This window comes from Belnapia arida, assembly GCF_016773205.1.
Lineage (GTDB): Bacteria > Pseudomonadota > Alphaproteobacteria > Acetobacterales > Acetobacteraceae > Belnapia > Belnapia arida.
Genome location: NZ_JAETWB010000011.1, coordinates 33260 through 49552, shown reverse-complemented (window position 1 = coordinate 49552; position 16293 = coordinate 33260). Strand labels below are relative to the sequence as shown.

The following is a 16293-nucleotide window of genomic DNA, read 5'->3' as shown; positions in this document are numbered from 1 at the left end:
AACCGCGGCGGCTCTAGCATAAGCTAAGGCGATGGACACACCCGCGCCGCGCGCCAACATTCCCGAATTCGCCGTCTCCGAGATCGCCGGGGCCATCAAGCGAACGCTGGAGGAGAGCTTCGGCCGGGTCCGCGTCCAGGGCGAGATCACCGAGCTGAAGCGTTACCCCTCCGGCCATATCTACCTCTCGCTGAAGGACGAGCAGGCGAAGCTGGAATCGGTCATCTGGAAGACTTCCGTCGGCCGGCTCTCGGTGAAACCGGAGAACGGCATCGAGGTCATCGCCACCGGCCGCATCGGCACCTATGCCGACCGCTCGAAGTACCAGCTCGTCATCGACCGGCTGGAATTCGCGGGCGAGGGCGCCCTCCTCGCCCGTATCGAGATGCTGCGGAAGCGGCTGCTGGATGAGGGCCTCTTCGACCCCGGGCGCAAGCGCCGCCTGCCGATGCTGCCGGCCACCATCGGCGTGGTGACGAGCGAGCGCGGCGCCGTCATCCAGGACATCCGCACCACCATCGCCCGCCGCTTTCCGCGGCGCATCGTGCTCTGGCCCGTCGCCGTGCAGGGCCAGGGCGCGGCGGAGCAGATCGCCGCCGCCATCCGCGGCTTCGGCCGGCTGGAGGGGCCGATGCGGCCGGACGTGATCATCGTCGCCCGCGGCGGGGGCAGCCTTGAGGACCTGATGGCCTTCAACGAAGAGATCGTCGTCCGCGCCGCGGCCGAGAGCCCGATCCCCCTCATCAGCGCTGTCGGCCACGAGACCGACACCACGCTGATCGACTTCGCCTCCGATCGCCGTGCCCCAACGCCGACCGCCGCGGCCGAGATGGCGATCCCCGCCCGCACCGACCTTCTCGCCGACCTGGCGCAGACCGAGGCCCGGCTGCTCCAGCTCGGCCGTACCCTGGTCGAGCGGGCCCGCCGCCGCCTGATGCTGGCCGAGCGCGGCCTGCCCGACCTGCCCAACATCCTCGGCGCCATGCGCCAGCGGCTGGAGGATCGCGGCGAGCGCCTCACCCTCGCCCTCCCCGGCCTCGTCCAGCGCAAGCGCGGCGAGCTGGGCCGCCTTGCGCCCCGCCTGCCGCATCCGCGCGAGGGCATCGCCGCCCGCCGTGCCGCGCTCGCCCTGCTCCAGGCCCGCGGCCGCGCCGCCTGGGGCCGGATCGAGGCACGTGGTTACACCGCCCCGCCCCTCGCCCGCTTCAGCTCCGGCCCCCTCGTATCCTTGCTGCGGGAGAAGCGGCTGCGGCTGGAGGGGCTGGCCGCGCGGCTGGAGGGCGGCTCCTTCCAATCCGTCCTCTCCCGTGGCTTTGCCCTGGTGCGCGATGCCGAGGGCGCGCCCATCACCAGCGCCGCCGCCGTGCCGCCCGGCGCCCGACTCATCCTCACTTTCGCCGATGGCGAGGCGCAGGCGACGACCGATGGGTCAAAGCCGGCCGCGAAGCGCACGCCACGCAGCAAGCCGGCGCAGGAGACCCTGCTGTGATCCGCCGCCGTACGGTCCTTGCCTTTCCCGCCCTGCTGCTTGCCCGGCCGGCCTTCGCCTTGCCGACCGAAGGACTCACCCAGGGTGGCTTGGTCCGCGGCCGCGTGGCGCCGGGGACGCGGCTCGCGCTGGACGGCAAGCCCCTCCGCGTCGGGCCTGGCGGCGAATACGCCTTCGGCTTCGGCCGTGACCACGCGGCGGAGGCGACCCTCACCGTCACCCCGCCCGGCGGCCGGGCGGAGGCGCTGCGCCTCGCCATCGCCCGGCGCGATTGGTCGGTGCAGCGCATCACCGGCCTTCCCCCGGCGCAGGTGACGCCGGACCCGGAGGCACTGCGCCGCATCACGGCGGAGCGGGAGCGCCTGGCCGCCGCCCGCGCCACGGACAGCGCGCACACCAACTTCCTCGTTGAATTCCTACTACCCACCCATGGCCGCATCAGCGGCGTTTTCGGCAGCCAGCGTGTGCTGAACGGCGAGCCGCGCCAGCCGCATTACGGCTTCGACATCGCCGCCCCGACCGGCACGCCGATCCAGGCCATCGCCCCCGGTCAGGTCGTGCTGGCGGCCGATTTCTTCTTTTTCGGCCGCCTCACCATCATCGACCATGGTCATGGGGTTAACAGCCTCTATGCCCATCAATCGGCCCAGCATGTAGCCGAGGGCGAACAGGTTGCCGGCGGGCAGCGAATCGGTGCGGTCGGCGCCACCGGCCGCGTCACCGGGCCGCATCTGCATTTCGGACTGTCCTGGTACGCCACCTGGCTGGATGCCCAGCCCGTCCTGCCGCCCGTCACCGGGTGAAACCACGGCTCTTATCGGCGGTTCAGGCCGCGATACCAACAAGGAGCGCCCCTGCATGAGCGGCACCGAAGCCTTCGCCCAGTATCCCAGCCTCAAGGGCCGGGTGGTGCTGATCACCGGCGGCGCCAGCGGCATCGGCGCCAGCATGGTCGAGCATTTCGCGGCCCAGGGCGCGCGGGTCGCCTTCCTCGATTTCGACCGGGAGAACGGGCCGAAGGTCGCCGAGCGAACCGGCGCCCTCTTCCTCCCCTGCGACCTGCGCGACATCGCTGCCCTGCGCGCCGCCATCGGCGAGATCAGGGCGAAGCTCGGCCCCGTCACCGTGCTGGTGAACAACGCCGCCCGCGACGACCGCCATGGCTGGGAGACGGTCGAGCCCGACTACTGGGACGAGCGGATGCAGACCAATCTCCGCCACCACTTCTTCTGCGCCCAGGCCGTGGCGCCGATGATGATCGAGGCCGGCGGCGGCTCCATCGTCAATCTCGGCAGCGTCTCCTGGATGAAGTCGCAGGGCGGCATGCCTGCCTACACCACCGCCAAGGCCGCCATTCGCGGCCTGACCCGCGGCCTCGCCCGCGACCTCGGCCCGAGCAAGATCCGCGTGAACGAGGTGGTCCCCGGCTGGATCTTCACCGAGCGCCAGCTGGAGAAATGGGCGACGCCGGAAGGCGAAGCCGAGAACATGGCCCGGCAATGCCTGAAGGAGCGGCTCTATCCGCCGGACATCGCCCGCATGGTGCTCTGGCTCGCCGCCGATGACAGCCGGATGGTGACGGCGCAGCATCTTGTCGTGGATGGCGGCACGGTCTGACCGCGGGCCGAGGAGGCCTCCCGGCCCATTCTCGCCATGCCATTCTTCACGGTGCCGTGTTACCCCCTCCGTTGGTGAGGGCGCGGAAAGGAGGATGGCATGAATCGTCAGCACGGCAGCGTCGTGACCGCCACGATTTCCGGCCGGGAGGTCCGCTTCTTCGTCGAGGACGAGCGGGATGTCATCCAGCAGTACCACGCCGTCGGCCAGTTCTATGAGGTCGAGGAGCTCCGCATCATCGAGGAATTCTTCCCAAGGGGCGGCGTGTTCGTCGATATCGGCTCGAATGTCGGCAACCACTCGCTCTATGTCGGGACATACCTCCACCCGCGGCAGATCATCCTTTTCGAGCCGAACCCGCCGGCCATCGCCATCCTGACGCTCAACCTCGCCCTCAACGGGCTGCAACCGGTGGCAGACCTCACCTATCTCGGCACCGGCCTCGCCGATGTGCCGAGCCGGGCTCAGGCCCGGGTGCCGGAGGGTAATCTCGGCGGCACCTGGCTTGCTCCGACCCAGGAAGAGGACGCCCTGGTGCTGATCCGTGGCGACGATGCCCTGGCGCATCGCCGGGTCGATTTCCTCAAGATCGATGTCGAAGGGATGGAGATGCAGGTCCTGGCCGGGCTGCAGCGGACCATCGCCACCTGGCGCCCGCCGCTCTTCATCGAGATCGAGAACCGCAACGCCGAGGCCTTCCAGTCCTGGACCGAGCGGCAGGGCTATCGGATCGAACGCCGCTTCCGCCGCTATGAGGCGAACGAGAATTACCTTGCCCTTCCCATCGAGGCCTGAGCCGCCAGGCGATGACGCTCTGCTGCCTGATCCTCGCCCATGCCAAACCTGCCGTGACTGCGCGCCTGGTCCGGCGGATGCTCGGTGCCGGCATCGCCTGCCACGTCCATGTGGATGCCAAGGCCGACCTCGCCCCGTTCCAGCAGGCCCTGCCGGCGGAGGCGCATCTGCTGCGGGAGCGGGTCGAGGTCTGGTGGGCCGGCTTCTCGATGATCGAAGCGGTCTGCCGCCTGGCCGAGACGGCGCTCGCCCAGCCGGCACACACGCATTTCCTGCACCTCTCCGGCGACACCTACCCGATCAAGCCGATGCCGCGCCTGATCGAGATGATGACCGCCGATGCCGACTGGATCGACAGCGGAGAAGTTCCCCCGGGCGACCCCATCCTCAGCCGCATCGAGCGCTGCTACCTGCCGGATTGCGCCATCGGCAACCTGAGCCAGCGCGAGTCCTATACCGACCGCCACCTCGATGCCGCCACGGTTGGCAGGCTTGATGACTTCGCCCGCGCCTTCTCCATGAAGCAGGCCGGGCGCTTCCCCTGGCGCTATGCCAAGGGTGCGAATTGGTGGCTGCTGCGGCGCGAGACGCTGCTGCGCTGCCTCGATGTCTACCGGCACCGGCCGGAGATCGTCGACTGGTTCCGCTACTCCGCCCATCCGGATGAGAGCTTCTTCAACTCCGCGGTGCTGAACCTCCTCGGCCAGCCCTCGCCGTTCGGCTGTCCGATCCTCGCCCTATGGGACCGCCAGCCGCGGCCCTACGAGTTCCGCACGGCGGAGGACCTGCCGCTGCTGCGCACCGCCTGGCAGCCACTTGCCCGCAAATTCGCCGCCGACAGCCTGCCGCTGCTGGAGGCGATCGATGCCGAGCTGGGAGCGGCGCCCGGCTGAACCAGGCGCCGCCCCACGCCCTTAGCTGCCGACCCGCACCGGCGTCAGGTCCTGGAACCAGGACCGCGCCTGTACGAAGCCCTGCACCCGCCGGTTCATCGCCCGCGGGTTCAGGTCATGCGCGACGAAGAGGAAGAGCGCGTCGTCCACGATCTTCGCATGCAGCTCGGCCATCAGCCGGGTCTGCGCCGCCGGGTCGAATTCGGCGAGGATCCTGCCGATCAGCGCGTCGTAGTCCGGGCTGGAGAAGCCGCCCCAATTGTTGCCCGCCGGCGGCGTCAGATCGGAGCGGAGGAAACGGATCATCGCGGTGAACGGGTCGATCGCGGTGAAGGAGATGTTGATCCCGGTGATGCCGCGGTTGGACGGCGCCTTCCAGCCGTCGCGCCAGATGGTCAGCAGCGTGTTCCACTCGAACACCTCGAACTCGATCTCGATGCCGATTTCCTTCAGCATCTGCTGCACGGCCTCGTTCATCGCCATCGGCTGCATCTGGCCGGAGCCGCTGGTGGAGATGCCGATCTTCGTGCGTAGCGGGTTGCGCGGCGAGAACCCTGCCTCCGCCATGAGCCGCTTCGCCGCCGGCAGGTCATGGGCCCATTTGAACTTCGGCACGCTGTTCCACGGATCGCCGAGCGGGAGCAGGCCGGCGCCCTCATCCATCAGCCCGCCGAGCATGTCCTTCATCGCCGCCCGGTCGATGGCGAGGTTGGCCGCGCGCCGTACCCGCACGTCGCGCCAGGGCGAGCCCTCGGCCGTCGCCAGCTGCCAGGTCCAGTTGTGCGGGTATTGGTTGGTCACGATGGTGAAGCCTGCCTGCCGCAGGCTCGGCACCGCATCGGCCGGCGGCGCCTCGATCCAGTCCACCTGGTTGGAGCGCAGCGCGGCGACGCGGGTATTGGGCTCGGCCAGCGGCAGCAGCACCAGTCGCTCGCATTTCGGCACCCGCTTCGCGTCCCAATACTCGGCATTGCGGGTGAGGACGGCGCGCTCGCGGATGTTGAAGCTTTCCAGCCGCCACGGACCGGTGCCGACCGCCTTCGCCATATAGGCATCCCAGTTGCGGCCCGCGGCTTCCCAGGCGCCCTGCTGGACGATGCCGATCCAGCTCACGCCATAGGGCAGCGTGCTGTCCACCGTGCGGGTCTCGATGGCGATGGTCTGCTCGTCGAGCGCCTCCCAGGCGACGACCGTCGGCACGCGGACGCGGCCGAAGGCGGCGGCGCGCTGGTCGAAATGCGGCGCATCCGTCTTCAGCACCCGGTCGAAGGAGAAGACCACATCCTGAGCGGTCAGCGGCTTGCCGTCGTGGAATTTCACCCCCTGGCGCAGGGTGAAGGTCCAGCGCTTCGGGTTGGCCGGATCGACCCTCCACTCGGTCGCAAGCCCCGGGACCAGCACCGCCGGCGCATCGGCCTTGGAGAGGTCCCAATGCACCAGCTGGTCATAGATCGTGACGCCCATGAAGCGGTGCCCCTCGGCGCCCTGGTCCGGCACGCCATTGGTCAGCGGCACCGCGGCCGCGGTCATGCCGACGCGGAGGGTGCCACCGGCCGCCTGCGCCTGGGCCAGGTCGAAGGGTAGCGCGCCGGCGGCGAGCAGCGTGCCGGCACCGCGCAGCAAGCCGCGGCGCCTGAGATGCATGTCCATGATGATCCTTGCTCCCGGAGATCCGATGCGGACCGGCATGCAATTTCGTGACCAGAACACGGGCGGCCGGCTGACCCTTCCGGCCGGCAGGGTCGCGCCCTAGTCTGGCGCCATGCCCGACCACCGCCGGACGACCGCCTGCTTTCCTCGCCTCGCAATCCTGGCCGGGACGCTGCTCGCCCTGAGGGCGGAGGCGGCGGAACCTGGTGCAGGGCTCGCGCGCGGCGAGCGCCTCTACGCCGCAGAATGCGCCAGCTGCCACGGCCGCGCGCTCGAAGGCCAGCCTCGCTGGTGGCAGGCGGATGCCGCCGGCCAGGTGCCGGCCCCGCCGCTCGATGGCAGCGGCCATGCTTGGCAGCATCCCGACGCGCAGCTTTACGAGTTCATCGCCCACAGCATGGTCAGCGTCGCGGGCCCCGGCTACCGCTCCGCCATGCCCGCCTTCGCCGGAAGGCTGGCGGAGGACGACATCCGCGCCGTCATCGCCTTCATCAAGAGCCGCTGGCCGGAGGGCACGCGGGCGGCGCAGACGGCCCTCAACCCCGGCGGCGAAGAGGCTCTCGCCGTGCTCTTCCAGCAGGGCGGCGACTGGACCTTCCCACCGGATTGCCTCGACCCGGCCCAGCGCGCCTCGCGCGGCCCCGCCCGATAGGACCGGGACTCAGCGCCTGGCGTCCGGCGGCAGGTCCAGGCCGACCGGCAGCACGACCTGCTCGAAATCGCTGACCAGCACCTCCACCCGCACCGACCACCGCCCTGGCAGGGCGAATTCCGGTCCTTCATGCACGAAGCGCCCGGCACCCTCGGGCCGCAGCCGGCGGCGGAACGGCCCGATGCCCGCCTCCGCCCGCTCAAATTCAACCCAAACCTCCAGGGAATGGCGGCAAGGCCTCGCCCGAGGCGCGGCCGAGCATGACCACCAGCCGGTTGGGTCCGGCTCGGCCCGGCAGCAGCTCGACCAAGGCGGCCAGGCCACCCCCTTCCGTCGCCACGGCGACGCCCTCCGCGGCCGCATGATGCATCGGCATCGCCGCATGGGGCAGCGGCGTGCGGACCAGCGCGGCGGTGAGGGCGAGCACCGCGGCGGCCACCACCATTTCCGCCAGGATGCTGTGCGAGAGGCGTCGCGCGGCATCCTCCCGCACGGTGAGGGCAGGGCTCAGCCGCTGCCGGTTCAGCCCGGCCAGCGCCAGCAGCAGGAGGAAGCCGCACGCCTTCGCCAGCACCAGCCGCCCATAGCCGCTGCCGACCAACTCCCCCGGTGAGTCCAGGCGCAGCGCCCCGAGCACCACCCCCGCCAGCAGCAACGCCGCCACGCCGGGCAGGGCAAGCCGCGAGAACCGCTCGACCACCGGAGCGCAGGCGGCCCCCTGCCCGGCCAGCAAAGCGCGGAGCGGCCAGAAGCCACCGATCCAGAAGGCGACCACCAGCCCATGCACGGCCAGCGCCGCCGCGGCCAGCCAGCGCGGCTCGGCCGTCGCGGCATGGCCCGTCAGGGGAAGGCCGAGCACCACGAGTAGCGCACCCCCTGCCCCCATCCAGCGCGCAGCCGGATGCCGCTTCCATGGCGCGGCTGCCACCAGCCCGAATCCCGCCGCCGCGACACCCAGGCTCACCGCCGGCGGTGCCGCCACCCCGGCCCGCCAGACCGCCGGATCGAGCAGGCCATCCCACCCCGCCTCCGCCAGCAGCCCGCCCTGCGCCCCGACCGAGAGCAAGGCCGCCCCCAAGCCGAGAAGCCCGGCCCAACCCATCCCCTGCACGACATGCCGCGGCGGCTCGGCGACCAGCAGGCGGAACAGCGCGGCGCCCGGCCCGGCTACCAGCGCCGCATAGAAGATGAGCCGCAGCCCTTGCAGCAGCCCCGCCCAGGCCGGCGCCAAGCCATCCTCGGCCGGCGCGTCGCGGCCGGTGCCGCCGTAGCCCCCACCCCGAAGGCCAGCGCCCCGGCGACAGGGTGGCCATCCGTCGATACCACTCGCCAGTCGAGCAGATAGACGCCCCGGCCGAGCCCCGGCGGCAGCCGCGCGCTCAGCACCGCCCCCGGCCCGGGCAGGCCAGGCAGCGCGAGCGCCACCCCATCGGGCCCGACGATCCGCAGCGAGAGCGGCGTCACCACCTCGTCGAAGCGCAGCGTCACCTCGGACGGCGCCTCGGCGAGGCTTGCCCCGTCTTCGGGCATCGTCGCCACCAGGGCGGCATGGGCCCGGACCGCCCCCGGCGATGCCAGCCAGGCCGCCAGCAGCAGGGCGAGCAGGCGCACGCCCCACCTGCCCCGGCCCGGCGGCCTCACGGCTTCGGCGTCAGCCGGAGCCCATAGGCCGGCCAGCGCGGCGCCGGCTGGCCTGGCTCGGCGCGCTCGATCCAGCGGGTGACGGCTCCCCCCTCGCATTCCTGGATGAAGGGGAACCAGAGCGACTGGCCCGCCCGGTCCGGCGTGCGGACCATCAGCAGGAACTCGTCATACTGGTCGTCCGGCAGCCGCCCGCCGCGCCAGGCGATCTCCTTCACCGTGGAGGCGGCCGCACCATGCTCGCCGCGGCCCGGCGCGGGCTCGCCCGGCAGGATGGCGAGCGTCCAGCCCGGCTTCGGCGCCGGCCGCACCGAGGTCAGCCCCTCCGGCACGGCGAGGCGGATGCCGGTGGTCGCTGCCCCGGCGCAGCCATGCGGCACGCGTATGACGAGGCGCACATAGCTGTCGGCCGGCGCCTCCGCGCGGTCGAGTGTGACGTGGGCCGCCACCGGCAGGGCGGCGAGGCCGGCCAGCAGGGCAAGGCCGGCGAGGCCATGACGCAAGGCCATGATCGCTCCCCCTCGCTCAGCGCGGCATGGCGGAATGGCCCGCCATGCCGCCGGCCCCGGCGCCCTGGACGGCGAGTTCGACGGCGACGCTGCCCGCATGCTCGAAGGTCAGCGTCACCGGCACGCGCTCGCCCTGGCTCAGCGGCCGGTTGAGGCCGATGAGCATCATGTGCAGACCGCCCGGCTGCAGCTGCACCGCGCCATGCGCCGGCAGGTCGATCGCCTGTACCGGGCGCATGCGCATGACATCGCCGTCCCGCACCGTGGCATGCAGCTCGACCGTCCGCGCCACCGGGCTGGAGGCGGAGACCAGCCGGTCGGCCGCCGCGCCGCGATTCTCGATCCGCATGAAGGCGCCGCCGACGCCGCCCTGCACGGCGGCCCGCGCCCAGGGCTGCTCGACGGCTATGCCGCCCGCCTCCTGCGCGGCGAGGGGAAGGGCGAGGCCGCCGGTGGCGGCGAGGGTGAGGGCAAGGCGGCGCAGGGCCGGAGCGGGCATGGCGAACCTCCAGGAGCGGCGATGGGTCACGGGAGCCTCCGGCGCAGCGCCGCGGCGAGGTCCTCGGCGGTAGTGCCGGGCCGGAACAGGCCCCGCACGGCGCCATCCGGGTCGAGCAGGTAGATGAAGGAGGAATGGTCCATGAGGTAGCCATCCCCATCCCCTGGTCGGGCCCTGGCGTAATAGACCCGGTAGGCCCGCGCCGCCTGCGCCACATGCGCCGCGCTGCCGGTCAGGCCGATGAGCCGTGGGTGGAACAGCGCGACATAGTCGGCCAGCCGTTCCGGCGTGTCGCGCTCCGGGTCGATGGAGACGAAGACCGGCCGCACCCGCTCGCCGAGTTCCGGGCCGAGCGCATCCAGCGCCGCGGCCATGGTCTGCAACTCGGTCGGGCAGACATCGGGACAGAAGGTGTAGCCGAAATAGAGCAGCGCCCATCGGCCGCGCAGGTCACGGTCGGTCGCCGCCCGCCCGGCCTGGTCGGTCAGCGAGAAGGCGCCGCCCAGGGCGACGCCCTGCGGCAGGGCGGTCTCGCCCGGCACGGCGGCAGGCGGTCGGTCGGTCGGCTGCGCATAGGCGGCAGGCGCGAGGAACAGCGCCAGGGCAAGGCCCGGCGCGGACAAGTTTCGGTGCATGATGGATGATGTCCTGACGGCGAGGATCGGCAGGCCCGAAGGCCCGGCGGCGGATCGGCGTCAGGCGGTGGGCGGGGCCCTCGGCTGCTGGGGCGGGGCACGCGGCGGGGCGACCGGAAGCCCCTCATCCCCGAGCGGCGCCTGCCCGGCCGGCCAGACGACCGGCAACGCCAGGGCGGACGGGGCCGGCGCCTCCAGCGCGACGGGGCCGCAGCAGCCGGGGCAGAGCCCGTGCTTGGCCGCCGGCTGCGGCACCGGCCGCCCCTCATCGTCCAGCACGGCGGTGGTCAGCCCCTCCGCGCCGCAGATGACGACGCTGTGCCCGCCGGCCATGCTGGCCAGCGGCTGCATCCCGTACTCGAAGACGAGCCCCCACTGCACCAGGAGCAGCAGGGCGAGCAGGCGCGTGAAGAAGGGCCCGAGCCGGATCATCCTGCGCCTCCCCTAGCATGCGCCTGCCGCACCGGCCAATCGCGCCTATCCGAGCGCTGCCAGCCTGCGTTAAGCCGCGCACAGCTGAGGAGCGCGCGGATGCCAGGATTCACCAACCGGCAGGAGGAAGAGGTCGAGGCGGCAACCGCCCTCGCTCTCGACGTGGCGCCGCTGCTCGATGCCGTCATCCTCACCCATCACCGCGATGCCGATACCCTCGACCTGATGCGGCCCGGCGAGGCCGAGCTCGAGACGGTCCGGGCGACGAACCGCGCCGTGGCAGCGGAGCTCGATCTCGAAGGGGTCGAGGTCATCGTCCAGCGGGCCGACCGTGCCGCCTTCCGCCGCTGGATGCAGGGCCGCGACGACACGCCGGAGAACCGCCGGGCCTGGATCGACCGCGCGCGGCTGATCCGAGGCGCCGCGGCGCTGCGCCTGCTCGGCCTCGAGATCGAGGAGGAGACCGACATCGAGCCGCCTGCCTTCGGCCCCGCTCCTGGCCCGGTCGCCGACCGCCTGCTGGCTGCCTATTTCGAGGATGGCGACCAGTTCCGCGACCTGACGCAGGAGATCCTGGAGGCTGGCCGCCTCGACATCCTCGACCTTGCCGGCCGCAAGATCGGCGAACGCCAGGGCGAGGACGGCATGGCCGAATTCGGCGGTGCCCTGCTGGCGCTGGCGGAGAGCGGCACGGCCGGCCCCGCGGGCTGGGCCGCGCTCGTCGCTTTGCCCGTCGCCCTTCCCACCGGCCATGCCCCCAGCGCGACTGCCCTGGCGGAGAGCCTGCTCGCCTCTGGCTTCTTCAACGAGAGCGAGGAAGTCCGCTTCCTGCCGGGCTGGCGCTCGCCGCAGGCGCTGGCCGGACTCGAAGCCGCAGGGATGCGCCGGATGTTGCTCGACCTCGCCGAAGGGCGCGAACCCGCCGACCTGCCACCGGGCGACACGGACGACCTCGCCCGCCATGGCTTCGGCCTGCTGCTTGGGGTGCAGTTCGACTGGAGCATCCCGACCTGGGAGCAGATTGCCGCCGCCGGCGGCCTGCCGGACGAATCCGACCCGGAGGCGGAAGCGATGCGCCGCGCCGCCTTGTTCCAGCGCTGGCGGAGCGCCGCCTTTCACGCGCATGGTGGATGCGTCCCGCTCGAGCTCGTGCCGCCCTCCGAGGTCGGGAGCGAGATCGCCGAGTTCCTTGCCGAAGCCGACGATCCGCCCGAGCGCTGAAGCTGGCTGGCAAGACACCAGGAGAAGGCTCGGCAGCGGAAGGCGCCGGAGAGGCGGAAGGATGAACGGGGGACAGCGATTCACCAATCCTCTTCGATGCCCCTATCCGATCGCTGAGCGATACATCGACCCCGCCGAGAGCCTTACCGCCGCTTCCCGTCGTTGCAGCCGGCCGCTTCCATAATTCAAACACCGTCACGATCCGGCGTAGCGTTTGGCAGATGCACAACGCGAAGTTGCGCGGCGTCGCTTGCTGCCGCTTCCTGGCAATCATGCCGTAGCAGCCTAAGCCCTGGCCGCCGGCGCCTTCGTCGGCCGTGACGTCAACGCCACGGACCCGGCTGACGACGGATGGCAGCTTGTGTCCCTGTGCCGATTGCGGCGGACGCCCTGTCCCCCACCACTATGCCCGACACCAAACCAAAGCGGATCACCGTCCAAAGGTGCCGCCATGACAGTGAACAGGCCCATTGGCACAGTACATCGCCTGGGTCGGAACGGCTATTACATGCCATGGCCTTCGGTTTGTCACGCAGGGTTGGAGGCATCAACAGCCACAACGACTTGGTCTTGCTCAAGGCATGCAGAAGTGCCATGCCGGGAATGGCGCTTCTTTAACCTTCCGGCAAAGCCACGGCGGGGCATGAGTGGAAAAAGTTGTGTGGTGCTAAGGCTTAACCTGTTTGCAGGCGTAAGCCAGGAGAACAGGGAGAGTGGCATCACATTAAGATTCCACAACCATACCGATATCAACATGAATTTTACACACCTTGCCGCCACAAGAACCAAATAGTTTATATTAAGTTCTATGGTGCAACTGATTCGGCAAAATTTGGTGCAATATGCGTAAAGATCGTTAAACGCAAAGAAATCACGGCATTGCTAGTATGCAAACTATTTCGGCGCGGTACCGTCCCCATCAACAGGGCGCGATAACTGCACATCCATTTACCGAGGAACGGATTTTATGGCGGGCATCAGGATCCAAGCTGAGACGGGTGCGATCACGCTGGTAGCAGCGCCTGATGCCGACAGGACGCGGGTCCGGGATTCCGCCAACCTGGAGACCACTCCTGGCCTACCGAACAGCCTCCGTCCCGGCTATACGGGCACAGGCTACCTCGACTTCGGCAACGATGCTGGCGACCGCGTCACCTACACCTTCGAAGTCGAGACGGCGGGCCAGTACACGGTCAACATCCGCTACGCGTCCTCGCCGTTCAGCGGCAACCCGCGTGCCCTCGCCATCGCCGTCAATAACGGCGCTCCTACCAACGTCACCTTCCCCAACACCGGCCCGGGTGACGGCCCGGTCCTGCAGCAGGGCTTCAGCGTCTGGGGAACCTTGACCCAGACCGTGACCCTCCAGGCCGGCAGCAACACCCTCTCCTTCGCAATTCCCCCCGGCGCCACCGCGGGCCCCAACCTCGACAGCATCGAAATCGTCCTGCCCGGAACGGCGCCCGACGCTACCGCCGATGCCGACGGCAACCTCGCCTTCGCCGGGCCGGCCGCGCCGCTGGAGAAAGCCGCCGCCGCCTCCATCACCTTCAACGTCGCCGGCCGTGACGACGACGTCTTCAAGGCCGAGATCAGCTTCGACGGCGGCACCACCCGTACCACCGTCTACCCCAACGCCCAGGGCAACTTCACCTTCAACGGCTCCGCCCTCCCCTTCGGCAACAGCACCGCCACCCTCATCGTCACCGACACCACCGGCAACGAGGCCAGGGCGACGACCTCCCTCAACATCGGCGGCACGACCGGGGAGCCCTTCCAGCTCACCATTCAGGCCGAAGATTTCAGCGTCAGCGACAACACCGGCACCGGCGCAGCCCTTACTCAGCCGCGGAAGGTCGGGGCCCTGGGCACCGGCCTCTCCGCACCTGCCCGCGACGTGAACGGTGATGGCCTTTGGGACGGCTTCACCGGCACCGGTTACATGGACATGGGCGACGGTGCCGGCGACGCCACCGGCCTTGCTATCAACATCCCCACCGCCGGCACCTATACGCTTTCTTTCCGGTATGCCAATGGCGGCACGACCGAACGGCCCATGACGCTCACCGTCAATGGTCAGGCTCAAAGCCTGGCGGTTCCGTTCGCCAGCACCAATGCCTGGGACACCTGGGGAACCGCCACAGTCACCGTCCAGCTCGCCGCAGGCCGGAACACCATCTCCCTCGCCAACACCATCGCCAACGGACCCAATATCGACAGCGTCACCATCGCCGCCCTTGCGGAGGAAGAGCCGGAGAACGCGCCGCCGGTTGTGGTAGGCGGCAGCATCGACGACGCGGAAGCGGTGGAGGGCACTCCTTTCACCCTCGACCTCGCCACCCTCTTCAGCGATGCCGATGGCGAGAGCCTGAGCTTCACCGCCACTGGCCTGCCCAGCTGGCTGACCCTCGACGCGGACGGCGTGCTGAGCGGTACGCCGACGGACAATGCCGCCGGCAATCCGGTGACGATCACGGTCACCGCCCGGGACGCCGCCGGCGCCCAGGCGAGCGATACCTTCCAGCTGACGGTTACCGAAGCCGACGAGAATGACGCGCCCGTCGTGGCGGCCGCCATCGCCGACCAGACCGGCCAGGTGGGCGTGGCACTGAACTTCACCCTGCCGTCCGGCACCTTCACCGATGCCGACAGCGACATGCTGACGCTGAGCGTTGACACCTTGCCCGACGGGCTTGATTTCGACGCGGCGACTGGCCGCTTCACCGGCACGCCGACCACCGCCGGCAACTATGAAGTGACCGTCACCGCCACCGACCCGACCGGCGCGACCGTCACCGACACCTTCGAACTGGTCATCGAACCCGAGGAGGAAGAGCCGGAGAACGCGCCGCCGGTTGTGGTAGGCGGCAGCATCGACGACGCGGAAGCGGTGGAGGGCACTCCTTTCACCCTCGACCTCGCCACCCTCTTCAGCGATGCCGATGGCGAGAGCCTGAGCTTCACCGCCACTGGCCTGCCCAGCTGGCTGACCCTCGACGCGGACGGCGTGCTGAGCGGTACGCCGACGGACAATGCCGCCGGCAATCCGGTGACGATCACGGTCACCGCCCGGGACGCCGCCGGCGCCCAGGCGAGCGATACCTTCCAGCTGACGGTTACCGAAGCCGACGAGAATGACGCGCCCGTCGTGGCGGCCGCCATCGCCGACCAGACCGGCCAGGTGGGCGTGGCACTGAACTTCACCCTGCCGTCCGGCACCTTCACCGATGCCGACAGCGACGTGCTGACATTCAGCGTCACCGGCCTGCCCGACGGCATCACCTTCGACGCCACGACCGGCGCCCTCACCGGCACACCGACCGTCGCCGGCAACTATGACCTGACCGTCACCGCAACCGATACCAGCGACGCCACCGCCAGCGACACCTTCACCCTCGTCATCGCGCCCACCGAAGCCGACGAGAACGCCGCGCCGGTCCTGGCGGCCGCCATCGCTGACCAGACCGGCCAGGTGGGCGAGGCGCTGACCTTCACCCTGCCGTCCAACGCCTTCACCGACCCCGACGGCGACGCGCTGGCCTTCACCTTCGCCGGCCTGCCGCAGGGCGTCACCTACGACGCCGCGACCCGCACCCTCTCCGGCACCCCGACCGCGGCCGGCACCTACGAGCTGACCGTCACCGCCACCGACACGGCCGGCGCGACCGCCACCGACACCTTCAACCTGGTCATCAGCCCCGAGGAGGAAGAGCCGGCCGGGGTCGTGCGGATCGAGGCGGAGGCCTTCGAGCGCCGCACCGGCTTCACCTCCGAGACCGTCGCCGGCACCTCCGGCGGCCAGGTGATCCGCCTGCCCTCGCGCCTGAGCGGCACGACCTCGACCGACCTCGCCGATGTCGGGGTGACGGCCGGGACCTACGACGTCCGCATCGCCTATCTCGACGAGAACGACAGCAACATCGGCGCCTCGCTCTATGTCGACGGCGTCAAGGTCGGCGACTGGCGCTTCGACCAGGCGACGCCCGGCAACGGCACCCAGATCGCCAACCTGCGCGAGGTGACCTTCGCCAATGTGACGGTCGGCGCCAACTCCGTCCTCGAGTTGCGGGCCACCTCGGACAACCTCGAGTTCGCTCGCATCGACTATGTCGAGCTGACCCCCAAGCCTGCGCCGGAGGAGCCGGAGAACGCCGCGCCTGTGCTGGCGGCCGCCATCGCCGATCAGACCGGCCAGGTGGGCGAGGCGCTGACCTTCACCCTGCCGTCCAACGCCTTCACCGACCCCGACGGCGACGCGCT

16 protein-coding genes are annotated in these 16293 nt (G+C 70.4%); 8 read left to right on the top strand and 8 right to left on the bottom strand.

What is annotated here, in order from left to right; all coding sequences use genetic code 11:
- Nucleotides 1–31 precede the first annotated feature (31 nt).
- From xseA to JMJ56_RS19105, 5 genes are all read left to right on the top strand, one after another.
- Nucleotides 32–1489 (top strand): exodeoxyribonuclease VII large subunit, encoded by a 1458-nt coding sequence (gene xseA / locus JMJ56_RS19125; RefSeq protein WP_202833374.1) that lies wholly within the window; start codon nt 32–34, stop codon nt 1487–1489.
- On the top strand, nt 1486–2292 hold the full coding sequence (locus JMJ56_RS19120) for a M23 family metallopeptidase (protein ID WP_202833373.1): 807 nt from the start codon (nt 1486–1488) through the stop codon (nt 2290–2292). The genes xseA and JMJ56_RS19120 overlap by 4 nt, the downstream gene beginning before the upstream one ends.
- A 55-nt stretch (nt 2293–2347) precedes the next feature.
- Nucleotides 2348–3106 (top strand): SDR family NAD(P)-dependent oxidoreductase, encoded by a 759-nt coding sequence (locus JMJ56_RS19115; RefSeq protein WP_202833372.1) that lies wholly within the window; start codon nt 2348–2350, stop codon nt 3104–3106.
- A 99-nt stretch (nt 3107–3205) separates the two neighbouring features.
- Nucleotides 3206–3901 (top strand): FkbM family methyltransferase, encoded by a 696-nt coding sequence (locus JMJ56_RS19110; protein ID WP_202833371.1) that lies wholly within the window; start codon nt 3206–3208, stop codon nt 3899–3901.
- An 11-nt stretch (nt 3902–3912) separates the two neighbouring features.
- Complete coding sequence (locus JMJ56_RS19105; RefSeq protein ID WP_202833370.1) at nt 3913–4794, top strand: beta-1,6-N-acetylglucosaminyltransferase; 882 nt, start codon at nt 3913–3915, stop codon at nt 4792–4794.
- A 21-nt stretch (nt 4795–4815) separates the two neighbouring features.
- On the opposite strand, the gene JMJ56_RS19100 is transcribed toward JMJ56_RS19105, so the two are convergent.
- A complete protein-coding gene (locus JMJ56_RS19100) occupies nt 4816–6438 on the bottom strand; it encodes an ABC transporter substrate-binding protein (protein ID WP_202833369.1) in 1623 nt (540 codons plus the stop codon).
- Between the two features lie 118 nt (nt 6439–6556).
- Between JMJ56_RS19100 and JMJ56_RS19095 the strand changes: the two genes are divergently transcribed.
- Complete coding sequence (locus JMJ56_RS19095) at nt 6557–7096, top strand: c-type cytochrome (protein WP_202833368.1); 540 nt, start codon at nt 6557–6559, stop codon at nt 7094–7096.
- Between the two features lie 9 nt (nt 7097–7105).
- Here the strand turns inward: JMJ56_RS19095 and JMJ56_RS34925 are convergent, their stop codons facing one another.
- From JMJ56_RS34925 to JMJ56_RS19065, 7 genes are all read right to left on the bottom strand, one after another.
- Complete coding sequence (locus JMJ56_RS34925; RefSeq protein ID WP_268885044.1) at nt 7106–7231, bottom strand: hypothetical protein; 126 nt, start codon at nt 7229–7231, stop codon at nt 7106–7108.
- A 70-nt stretch (nt 7232–7301) separates the two neighbouring features.
- Nucleotides 7302–8327, bottom strand: a complete 1026-nt coding sequence (locus tag JMJ56_RS19090) for a copper resistance D family protein (RefSeq protein ID WP_202833367.1) — start codon at nt 8325–8327, stop codon at nt 7302–7304.
- Entirely contained in the window at nt 8264–8707 is a 444-nt protein-coding gene (locus JMJ56_RS19085) for a copper resistance CopC family protein (protein WP_202833366.1), read from the bottom strand. The genes JMJ56_RS19090 and JMJ56_RS19085 overlap by 64 nt, the downstream gene beginning before the upstream one ends.
- 26 nt (nt 8708–8733) lie before the next feature.
- Nucleotides 8734–9246, bottom strand: coding sequence for a YcnI family copper-binding membrane protein (locus JMJ56_RS19080; RefSeq protein ID WP_202833365.1), 513 nt, complete (start codon nt 9244–9246; stop codon nt 8734–8736).
- 16 nt (nt 9247–9262) lie between these two features.
- Nucleotides 9263–9745, bottom strand: a complete 483-nt coding sequence (locus JMJ56_RS19075) for a copper chaperone PCu(A)C (RefSeq protein ID WP_202833364.1) — start codon at nt 9743–9745, stop codon at nt 9263–9265.
- A gap of 26 nt (nt 9746–9771) precedes the next feature.
- Nucleotides 9772–10380, bottom strand: coding sequence for an SCO family protein (locus tag JMJ56_RS19070; RefSeq protein ID WP_202833363.1), 609 nt, complete (start codon nt 10378–10380; stop codon nt 9772–9774).
- A 60-nt stretch (nt 10381–10440) separates the two neighbouring features.
- On the bottom strand, nt 10441–10812 hold the full coding sequence (locus JMJ56_RS19065) for a DUF2946 family protein (protein WP_202833362.1): 372 nt from the start codon (nt 10810–10812) through the stop codon (nt 10441–10443).
- 99 nt (nt 10813–10911) lie between these two features.
- Between JMJ56_RS19065 and JMJ56_RS19060 the strand changes: the two genes are divergently transcribed.
- Together JMJ56_RS19060 and JMJ56_RS19055 are read left to right on the top strand one after the other, a co-directional pair.
- Entirely contained in the window at nt 10912–12033 is a 1122-nt protein-coding gene (locus JMJ56_RS19060) for a hypothetical protein (protein WP_202833361.1), read from the top strand.
- A gap of 967 nt (nt 12034–13000) precedes the next feature.
- A partial coding sequence (locus JMJ56_RS19055) for a putative Ig domain-containing protein (protein ID WP_202833360.1) occupies nt 13001–16293 on the top strand: 3293 nt, incomplete at its 3' end.

What these genes read in the sequence shown, in the direction of transcription:
- xseA (WP_202833374.1), top strand. Translation starts at nt 32, where the DNA reads ATGGACACACCCGCGCCGCGCGCCAACATTCCCGAATTCGCCGTCTCC.
- JMJ56_RS19115 (WP_202833372.1), top strand. Translation starts at nt 2,348, where the DNA reads ATGAGCGGCACCGAAGCCTTCGCCCAGTATCCCAGCCTCAAGGGCCGG.
- JMJ56_RS19110 (WP_202833371.1), top strand. Translation starts at nt 3,206, where the DNA reads ATGAATCGTCAGCACGGCAGCGTCGTGACCGCCACGATTTCCGGCCGG.
- JMJ56_RS19105 (WP_202833370.1), top strand. Translation starts at nt 3,913, where the DNA reads ATGACGCTCTGCTGCCTGATCCTCGCCCATGCCAAACCTGCCGTGACT.
- JMJ56_RS19100 (WP_202833369.1), bottom strand. Translation starts at nt 6,438, where the DNA reads ATGCATCTCAGGCGCCGCGGCTTGCTGCGCGGTGCCGGCACGCTGCTC.
- JMJ56_RS19095 (WP_202833368.1), top strand. Translation starts at nt 6,557, where the DNA reads ATGCCCGACCACCGCCGGACGACCGCCTGCTTTCCTCGCCTCGCAATC.
- JMJ56_RS19080 (WP_202833365.1), bottom strand. Translation starts at nt 9,246, where the DNA reads ATGGCCTTGCGTCATGGCCTCGCCGGCCTTGCCCTGCTGGCCGGCCTC.
- JMJ56_RS19075 (WP_202833364.1), bottom strand. Translation starts at nt 9,745, where the DNA reads ATGCCCGCTCCGGCCCTGCGCCGCCTTGCCCTCACCCTCGCCGCCACC.
- JMJ56_RS19070 (WP_202833363.1), bottom strand. Translation starts at nt 10,380, where the DNA reads ATGCACCGAAACTTGTCCGCGCCGGGCCTTGCCCTGGCGCTGTTCCTC.
- JMJ56_RS19065 (WP_202833362.1), bottom strand. Translation starts at nt 10,812, where the DNA reads ATGATCCGGCTCGGGCCCTTCTTCACGCGCCTGCTCGCCCTGCTGCTC.
- JMJ56_RS19060 (WP_202833361.1), top strand. Translation starts at nt 10,912, where the DNA reads ATGCCAGGATTCACCAACCGGCAGGAGGAAGAGGTCGAGGCGGCAACC.